Origin of the sequence: Microcoleus sp. Pol17C6, assembly GCF_036701145.1 — a bacterium.
GTDB lineage: Bacteria > Cyanobacteriota > Cyanobacteriia > Cyanobacteriales > Microcoleaceae > Microcoleus.
The window spans coordinates 47143-56184 of the sequence record NZ_JAUBQH010000043.1 but is presented as its reverse complement, the minus strand read 5'-3'; the positions used below and the strand labels follow the sequence as shown (position 1 = coordinate 56184).

Sequence of the window (9042 nt, the reverse complement as noted above, 5' to 3'; positions counted from 1 at the left end):
TCTGGCTTTTCGCTCATCTGACTACATTACCATATTTTTCGGCTCTCTGCGGAACTATTTTTTACCTGAATCCTTACGTGCGATCGGGCGTTGCGTACGTTACGACTGTCGGGACTTTAGGCGGCGGGTTGTTGGCGGCGGTTGCTTTGAATGGTTTGGTTGAGTCTTTGATTGAAAAGCCGAATTGTCATTGTCATCTCAAGTAAAAATTGGCTTGAGAAAAGCTTACAACTCACATTCTCCTGTATCGGGATTTGTTTGATAGCGCAATTCTGGCTTGAAACCTAGTTCAAAGAGTATGGCAAAAAGAAGTGTTTATATTCTAAGTATTACTCCGGTTTTTCGAGGTTTAAGACAGCAAGATCGGACTTACTTACTCAGGCTCTTCTCACCCATGAACAAAATTTGAATTCTATTTTAATCTAAAAATTTCTGAGCTTCAAGCCAGAGCAATTAATCGCAAAAGGTACTCAGAATTGTGTTTAACCGTGCTGAGTATATCTTGTACTTTTTGAAAGGGAAGCTCAGTTATTCTGGCTGCCGATCTGGCACTGAGGCTGCATCTTTGACTCGTGTTTTTGGTTGGCTGTTAACATAAGCACGAATCAACGCAGACTTCTTAAGCCGTTTGACGCCACTCAAAACCAAGAGTGCAAACAGCGTTCCTATCAAACTCATTACCCACAAACCGCAGCCTGCCGCTGCACCTAATCCGGCAGCCAACCAAATAGTTGCGGCGGAAGTTAATCCTTTTACTTCAGCTTTACCCACTGGGTATTGAGTTTGTTGCAGAATGATTCCGCCTCCGAGAAAGCCTACCCCTGTGGCAACTCCTTGGATAGTTCGGCTCAAAGCATTGGAAGAGGAAAAGGTGCTGTCGCCATCCATCTGCAAAGGAATCATTACAAATATAGCTGCGCCTAGACTCACAATCATAAAGGTTCTTAAACCTGCTGGTCTACCTGGCTGCTGGCGGTTCATGCCGATCGCGAAGCCTACCAGTAGTGCAGCCGTCAGCCTAAAGGTGACTGTTTGCCAATCGTTGGGGCTGAAAAAGATAGAACTCATTGCCTGTACTCCTACTAGAACTGGCTGTTCACGCGCACGCATTCCCAGGCGTGGCAGGCTGACTTAATGTAACTCCGGTTAGTCGCTGGATTTACTAGGGGATCAGGTTAAGTTTAAGTTAAGACTAAGTTAAATTCAAGTAGAGGTTCGGAGCGATGTGCGGCCCCGAAACGTCAAACCCTGGAACTCGCAAGCTTTGTTGAGGCGCTGGGCTAATAGCTTGCAGAGAAATATCTGCGGTTGCGAATTTACATCGTTGCTTCTTTCTTCACCACTTCCCCAAAGCCCCCCAAACAGTACCCGAAACCACCCCCCAAATTGCCCCCAAACCAGCCCCCACGATCGCCCCCGCCACAGGCCCCAACTCCACCGGCACTCCAGCGCTAACAGCCGGAAACATCGCAGACACGCCCGCACCCAACACAGCACCCGCCAAAGTCCCCAAAAAACTGCCCCAAATCGCCCCCAAAGCCGCACCCTTCAAGCCCGAAGGCTGAAACGAAATCGGCAACTTCGGCGAAAACCCGCAAAAACCCAACAAACCCCCAGAAACCACACCTCCAACAGAACCCACACCAGCCGCCACGATCGCCACACCCAGCAGCAAACCCGCAAACTCATTCACCGGCCGCATCTGGACACCGTATTGCTGCCAAACCACCAGCCCAGCCCCCAAAAAAACACCAGCCAGAGTCCCCATAAACGAGCCCCAGACCGCCCCCAAAGACCCTCCCCGCCGGCCCCACACCCTCCCCGCCGGCAGCGCCAGAGGAGGCCGAAAACTCGCCCAAACACAGCCCCAGACAGCACCAACTCCCGCCCCAGCCAAAATCCTCTCCCCGATCCCCGGAGTGCTATTAATCGCGCCAAACACCGCACCGCCGATCGCCGCCAACAAAAAAGCGCCCCAAGCCGCCCCCACCAAAACTCCGCCCCACTTCCGCCAAATCTGATTCGGCGGCAAAGTAAAAATGCCCCACATCATCCCAAAAAAACAGCCCCAAATCGTACCAACAAAAATCGCCCCCAAAATAGCCCCACCGCCCTCAGCTATTACCGAATAAATCCCTCCGATCGCCGCCAAACACAAACTACCCCAAACACCTCCCCAAGCAGCATCCTGAACAATGCGCTCAAACTTGCCCACGGGAACCCGAGGCGCAGGAGTCCGACTCCGAGAAGACATCGGCATCGGTAGCAAGGGCACTGCGTACTGACCGAGGGGGCGTGGCAGCCCCGTGGCGGGCTGTTGCCGGCGCACTGCGGGCTCCCTCACGACAGGCGGTGGTTGAGGCTTTTTACGCTTGATTTTCGCAGGCTGCAAGTGCAATCCGTTGCTAATTGCTTGCCGGGAAGGAAACGGATCGCGCCCTTTGAGGAGTTTTGCCCGATCGCACCAAGGACAGCGACTGAGATGATTTCCGTATTTATGCTGACTATTTTTACTGCAAGTAACTAAAGCATCTTCCGCTTCCCGAATTGCATTCACCCAAGTTTTCGCATCCGGGCGCGCCGAAGGATTGCCGTGCCCTTCCTCAAAACAGCGGATAAACATCTGCCGCAGTCGCGGATGCAGCATCTCGAAAGGAGGCGCAGCGGGCATCGGGCGGTAGGGAATCCGTTTCGTACCTGTGGGGAAATGGCCCGATCGAATTCTCGCTTCCAAAGACGGTGGTTCATCGCTACCGAGATAAACTCCCGAAAACGGATGCGTACCTTCCATCAGCAATTGAAAAATTAATACCGCTAAACCGAACAAATCGTGCTCTGGGGATCGATCGATATCGCGGAAAGTCTGCCCCTGCAACTCCGGCGGCGTAAACTCCGGTTTCCCCACGGGACACCGATAAACGTAACCCGTATAAGGATCGCGGACTTGAAACGAATCCGTGTCTACCAGCGTTACCAACGCCGTATCCGTCACGAGAATGTTCGACTCGTTTACGTCGCCGATGACGTAACCCCTGACGTGGAGGGCATTTACAGCCGAGGCGAGATTTCTGGCGGTACGGTGGAGGTAAAGATAGCTAAATAGAGGTTTTTGTTCGCGCCTGGTTTTGGGAGTGTAAAAAGTGTGTACCGGCATCACTTTGTTGACGCGCGGCATCACAAAACCGACAATTTTTTCTCGCCCGCCGACAGTATGCAGCAAATCGATCGGCCAAGCAATGGAAGCGTGCCCGGGTTCCGCGATCGGCGCATCCGGCGGCATACTGAACATGACTGTGAGTTTGTCGCCGTCTTCGTCTGTCGGTTTGTGGTAGATTTTTGCTACAAGGGACGAGTCTTGGGCGATCGGGTAGATGCGACCTTCACCCCCACTGGCGATCGCAGTTTTGGTGTCGATCGCAATCAGTTGTCCGCTAAATTGGCGCTGCAACTGCATAGAATTCCGTTATAGGATACAGGATTTGGAAGCCATGACTCAATAAACTTGACTTGCCCATTAAATCTTACCTTTGTTATGACTTAGGCACCGGTGAGGAGAGACCGGGTTTTTCACCAAAAGACGTGTTGCAGACCGCAGATTCGGTAAAAAACCCGATTTCTTGGGGGGAGTGGTTAAGCCCTTTTGCTGTTAGTGGGATGGGCATCCCGCCCGTCCATCGATTAGTGGAATGGGCGTCTCGCCCGTCCGCGCTATCAAAATTAGATGTGAACCAGCTTCAAATCCACCGACAATAACAACATTTTATCCTCAATTTTTTGTCTGACGGCCGGTGTCACCTGACAATTATCGCTGTTGAGGCATTCCACCAGCAAGTTGTGGGCATAGTAATACTGTTTCAGCAGAGTTTTCTGTTGGGGGCGAAAGTCTCGATTGTAGCCCATCGCAGTTTTGAATTTTGCCAGCCAACAGCTACCGCACTCTTTGCGCCACTTTTTCCAGTTTTGCAAATCAGGCATCTCCGTCTGAAATTGTGCCAGCAGTTGTTTAAGTTCTGGTTCAATATCCAGTGCCCAAATGCCAACCACGATACCCGCCACATCATTATCAAAAGCCAATTTCAGAGACTCGTTAACATCTGCAAATTCTACATTTTTTCCCGCCTTGGCCAAACAATTCCGCAACTTGCGAACTTTCGATCTATCAAACTTCAGACTCGGATCGAGGACGCGAGTCAAAGCCAAATCGAGCACGCAAACTAAGGCAACATAAAAAGCGCGAATTTCGACGGGTTTGAAATTCTTTTGCACTAACTGAGACTTGTGATTTGCCCAGATTAGCAACTGCTGCAAGGTTTCATCTTTAGCCGCCATGCTGTCAATTTTTTGTTGCATCAGCAGCAAAAGTTCGTCAGCAGGTTGCAAAATGCTGACAACTCTCACAAATTCATTTTTCCACTTTTTGTCGGTAATTCGGCTGACTAATTCTGGCAGCGAGTCAGGGTTGGCACTGTCAATCACATATTCTGGTTGAGTTTCGCTTTCCTCTAGCAGTTCGTCAACTGCGCTTTTGATAAAGTTATCCACCAACCAGTCGCGGGTACGCGAGAAATTGCTCTCCAACTCTAGGTAATGGCTGCCTAATTTGGCCTTAAAGTCTTTGGGAAAAATCTTTTTAGCCACTAACATATTTTTCCAGCGAGTTAGCTGGCTGGCGTTGCGTTCGGGAAAGCGGTTGTACAAATAGTCGATCGCGATCGCCTCTAAAATATCCGCACCCAGGATTTCCCGACGCTTCACCTCGTTTTCGGGTCCCCTTTGTCGCCGCCCAGTTAGATCCAGATGCTGGCTAACCGTTGGTTCAATCAAGTGTTCAATCAGCCAGTTTCCCCCACTGGAAAAATCGCGATCGAACTCCAAGTAAATCGCGGCAAACAAAGCCTCAAAACTTTCTGAAAAAGATATAGTGTACTCGCTTTTGTCTGTTTCTTTCCCGTTCCGTACTAGCCAACTAAGTTCGTTTAATTTCAAGTTTTGTGTGAATTCCGCAGTTTTTTTTGAGTCTGCTAAACGAGCTTTTAAGGTTGAGATAGCATCTGGGTCGAGTTCTGGATGTTCACGGTAGAGGTAATCGGTAACAACGGCACCGAAAATCGCTCCCCCTAAGAGTGACAGCCGTTTGTACTTAACCTCTTGCCAAGCGGGAGACTCCTCCGGGCGATCGGAGTAATAGCTGGTAGAGTTACGGCAATTTAAGGCAATTTCCAGCAGTTTTGTCTGCTGAAAGCTGGGTATGTCGATCGCTGCTTTGACTGCTTCAATATCTACCTTTTTATTTTTTATTAGCTCTAATTCTTCTTCACATTTTCCCCACTTTTCCAACCAATCACCGCCAGCATCTTCCACATATAAATCCACAAAATCTACCCCATAATTCATCCATTCATCCTGCATCTTTCTGGCTGCTTCCAGTTCTTCCCAGACTTTGTGCAAGTTATTTTCAACAATGCTCGTACCTTGTACAGTCATAGTATTTGATTTTGATGTAATTTGATTTTATTTTCAACAAGTCCACCGCGATTTAATCAAATCTCAATTCAATTTAGGCAGAGTTGCTAGTTATTTCACAAGATTGATTGCGGCGGTCAATCTTCCCGTTATGTAGCCTTCGTAGGAAGCACCTCTTGCCAGCGTCTGGCAAACTCCTCCCGGAGACAGAAAAGGGGAGGAAAAATCTTGGTCGGTTTTCCCTTTTCCCGAAGCAGTCTGGGGGTTAGGTTTTTGGCATTGTCGACAATTGTGCAATATGTGAGTTAGTCAAATTTTTTTTCACAGAGTTTTGGAGCAGTCGAACTATTCTCAGCAGCAGATATGCTTGATTTACGGGAACTTGAGGTAACGACCGGCGGGCAAATTATCGCTATTATATAATGCAATGTTAACTAACTGATTCAGGAAATTTGCATCGTTTTTATCATAACTTAAAAACAATCCTCTGTCAATCCCCCAATCTTTAAGAGTTTGTTGCCAGTTCTGATATTTTTGTTCAGAGAATTCATCCGAAAGAGTTGTGACTTGAATGCAGAGGGGCTGCTGTTGCCGGCTGCTAACGATCGAATCGGTTGCCATAGAAAGATCTGCAACATATCGATACAAAACAGTGCCTTGGCGATCGACAATTCGGGCTGCGATCGCACGAATCACGATATCATCTCCCGGATCGAATTGACCTGCCTTGAGTTTTTGTTTCCAGATGTAAAATTTGCGATCGTTTTCGCTCAGCCATTTAGGAAATAGATAGCTGTACCAATACCTTTCCCCGGGCGTCATTAACTCAAACGCGGCTTGTTGTTCTCTTTCTGAAGGTAGAGATTGAATTGCCAGCCAAACCTGAGAATCTCGGATAAGCTGCAGCAAAAAAGCCATCACAAATTTTTTAGCAGTTAGCGAACCGGGTTTAATATCTTTCACCCAGCGATTGATTTCATCCAATCTTCTCGCCAAACTCGGATCTATTGGATCTGCTGCGCTAATTAGGGAGTTGAGCTTATCCTTAATCTCTTGTGCTTGCAAGTGACGACCTACTGTACAGATTAAACCAGAATTGTTGACACCTCGATTTTATTATAGAACCGCACCAAATTTTCACCGCTCGCGAGACAGCGCTAACAATTTTTGTGGAGTAGGTATCCTGACAGCCCTTGACTTGATTTTTAGGAGATGTCTATTTAATAGTTGCTGCCGATTCCCGCAGGCGCAGGTACAATAAAACCAAATAAACATTCATCAACGGTCCGGCTAAAAATCCGAGTAGATTACTTGTAAGCTGATATCCTACGGATTTGGCCGTCGGATCGATTAATAGGGAAATCAATATTATTGGCACAAAAACGACCAAAGCTATCAGACAAATCGCTCGAAATAGCAACCACCAGCGCCCTTTAGTTAATTTCCAACTGCTGTTAAGACTGTCCACCGCCGAAGAGTTATCAATGACGGCAGCGTACAATGAAAATGTTAAGCGACATGATACATAAAGCCCGGGAATTATTAGTGCAAGGAAGCCTGCAAACACCAGCCCCACAAACAAAATATAAGCCAAAATAAGGTGCAGCAATCTTCTGCTTGCTTGATTGTAAGCCTGACCCACAGTTACTTGATTTCGAGTCAAACTTCGGTAAGTGTAGAAAATCATGGCTCCCGAAAATAAAGGAACTGCCACTAACGAGTAGATAAAGAAAACAACACCTGCTGAACCGAGATTGCCAAAACTATTGACGATCGCGGACAATATCAAATTGGGAAAATTGATTGTCAACAGGGAAGGGTATAGAGGTTTCGCAGTAGCAAATGTTTCTCGCAACAAGCTTCGGGTACTAATTCGTGGATTTGTCATAATTTTTTATCCGCTTTTTGTAAGTGGAGTTGAACATATCAGACATTGCTCGAAAAAGTTGCTAACAATAATGTTAAGTCATCATCGGTGCGTTCGGAAACGCGGGGCGATCGCAAAAATGACTCTAACTGCTGTTTCGCATCTTCCTCTTCTTTCCACTCGCCAGAAAACCGAAACAAAGGCGCAAAAAACGGCTTGTGCGGCGTGCCTTCTGGGATTTTGAGAGCTAACATTTGCAAGCCGTCGGAAAACACCGCCAAGTGCGGCAGTTTTTCCCGCAGTACCTGAAATTGCGCTGTTTCTATCGCATTCGGCGAAATCAAAAAAATAGTTTCGTTGATGTATTCGCCGCAGGGAGGTACAGTCAGGGCGATCGCATTTCCTGCACTGTCACCTGCTACCGCGGCACCGTCGCCGATTTGAGCAACTGCGATTAATTCCGGCGTAGCAACAACAGCAATTAAAGTGCAGGCTAAATCTCTCGCAGCCACTTCCCGCACAGCCGCTTCTGCTTCCACCTGCGCCCGCGCGACTTGCAGTGATGCTGTCAAGAATACCTGCCATTCGTCGTCATTTTCAGGCAGCCTTTCCTGTTGCTGGCAAATCGTTTCGACAACCGCTTCCACAGCAATTTTCGCCCCAATTTCTGCGAGTGCTGCGGAGCCCGCACCATCGGCAACCGCTGCCGCTAAAACACCGTTCGGCAAGAGACGCCAGCAGTGGGCATCTTGACAAGGCTGCGATCTTTTTTCGTGGCTTGTACCTATCACCGATGCCGCTACAACTTGCCAATTAAAGGATGAATTCTGCATTAATAACTCTTTAACTCAAAACTTCGTAAATTCACAACTATGCAAAGTCTGGACGGGTTTATTTATCCCTAATTAGATAGGGCGATGCACACCACACCTTACTTATTATGTAGGGCTATGCACACCGCACTTACCGCTGGTCACTTACTAATGACCAATGATCAATGAGCAATGACTAATACCTAAACAGTTCCCCATCCGGGTGGTGGCAGCGCTACTTGTTCATCAATTTTTGAGTGAGAAACTCTCTGCATACTAGCCGACAGCCAGATGAACATCTCTCTAAAGTCTAGTCCTCTCAATTTTACAGGCGTGCGCTCGACAATTTGCGCCAGACGGGTGATATTAGCACCTTCCACTCCGACTGCAAAAAATGCCACGCGCTTGTTAGTTTCTTCCTCTTTAATCCGCTGTGCTGCTATTTCCACAACATCGTCTGATTCACCTTGAGGTTCGCCGTCAGTAATCATAAATACCCACGGGCGGTAGTAGGTAATGCCGTTGTTGCGGTATTCGGATTTGCGAGCCGCAATAGTATCTAATGCTAGCTGAATGCCTGCGCCCATGTGGGTTTGTCCTTGAGCTGTCAGCAGTGGCGTCTCGAATTGGTCGGCGGTCACGAAGTCTTGCACGACTTTGATATGATTGTCAAATGAAATAATCGCGACTTCGACTCGCTTTTTAGCTAGTTCGTCTTTAATTAGGTCATTCCTAAAAATTTCCAGCCCCTCATTCAAGGCATCTATGGGTGCGCCTTGCATGGAGCCGGAGGTGTCCAGCAGGAGGACGCAGGGACAGCGCGGCTCTGGGTTTTCGGCAAATTCTACGGCTTCGTCTAGTCTCATGGTTCGGGGTTGACCTGGGAGTGGCTCGATTTCT

Annotated in this window: 7 protein-coding genes and 1 pseudogene; 1 reads left to right on the top strand and 7 read right to left on the bottom strand. The window is 48.1% G+C overall.

The features are described 5' to 3' along the window. A pseudogene (locus QUA25_RS20245) lies at positions 1-206 on the top strand (hypothetical protein); the annotation flags it as partial. 322 nt (positions 207-528) lie between these two features. Here the strand turns inward: QUA25_RS20245 and QUA25_RS20240 are convergent. From QUA25_RS20240 to QUA25_RS20210, 7 genes are all read right to left on the bottom strand, one after another. Further along, the gene (locus QUA25_RS20240; protein ID WP_333040872.1) at positions 529-1068 is read right to left on the bottom strand and encodes an MgtC/SapB family protein; all 540 of its coding nucleotides are present in this window, start codon (positions 1066-1068) and stop codon (positions 529-531) included. A 268-nt stretch (positions 1069-1336) separates the two neighbouring features. Then, the gene (locus tag QUA25_RS20235; protein WP_333040871.1) at positions 1337-3454 is read right to left on the bottom strand and encodes a DNA-binding protein; all 2118 of its coding nucleotides are present in this window, start codon (positions 3452-3454) and stop codon (positions 1337-1339) included. A 263-nt stretch (positions 3455-3717) separates the two neighbouring features. Then, the gene (locus QUA25_RS20230) at positions 3718-5484 is read right to left on the bottom strand and encodes an NACHT C-terminal helical domain 2-containing protein (protein ID WP_333040869.1); all 1767 of its coding nucleotides are present in this window, start codon (positions 5482-5484) and stop codon (positions 3718-3720) included. Positions 5485-5835: 351 nt separating this feature from the next. Then, entirely contained in the window at positions 5836-6528 is a 693-nt protein-coding gene (locus QUA25_RS20225; RefSeq protein ID WP_333040868.1) for a hypothetical protein, read from the bottom strand. A 151-nt stretch (positions 6529-6679) separates the two neighbouring features. Further along, entirely contained in the window at positions 6680-7351 is a 672-nt protein-coding gene (locus QUA25_RS20220) for a hypothetical protein (protein WP_333040867.1), read from the bottom strand. Between the two features lie 38 nt (positions 7352-7389). Then, positions 7390-8163 carry a PP2C family serine/threonine-protein phosphatase gene (locus tag QUA25_RS20215; protein ID WP_333040866.1) on the bottom strand — a complete coding sequence of 258 codons (774 nt, stop codon included), beginning with the start codon at positions 8161-8163 and terminating at the stop codon, positions 7390-7392. Between the two features lie 182 nt (positions 8164-8345). Further along, positions 8346-9008, bottom strand: a complete 663-nt coding sequence (locus QUA25_RS20210) for a VWA domain-containing protein (RefSeq protein WP_332953856.1) — start codon at positions 9006-9008, stop codon at positions 8346-8348. Positions 9009-9042 lie beyond the last annotated feature (34 nt).

What these genes read in the sequence shown, in the direction of transcription:
- QUA25_RS20240 (WP_333040872.1), bottom strand. Translation starts at nt 1,068, where the DNA reads ATGAGTTCTATCTTTTTCAGCCCCAACGATTGGCAAACAGTCACCTTT.
- QUA25_RS20235 (WP_333040871.1), bottom strand. Translation starts at nt 3,454, where the DNA reads ATGCAGTTGCAGCGCCAATTTAGCGGACAACTGATTGCGATCGACACC.
- QUA25_RS20230 (WP_333040869.1), bottom strand. Translation starts at nt 5,484, where the DNA reads ATGACTGTACAAGGTACGAGCATTGTTGAAAATAACTTGCACAAAGTC.
- QUA25_RS20220 (WP_333040867.1), bottom strand. Translation starts at nt 7,351, where the DNA reads ATGACAAATCCACGAATTAGTACCCGAAGCTTGTTGCGAGAAACATTT.
- QUA25_RS20215 (WP_333040866.1), bottom strand. Translation starts at nt 8,163, where the DNA reads ATGCAGAATTCATCCTTTAATTGGCAAGTTGTAGCGGCATCGGTGATA.
- QUA25_RS20210 (WP_332953856.1), bottom strand. Translation starts at nt 9,008, where the DNA reads ATGAGACTAGACGAAGCCGTAGAATTTGCCGAAAACCCAGAGCCGCGC.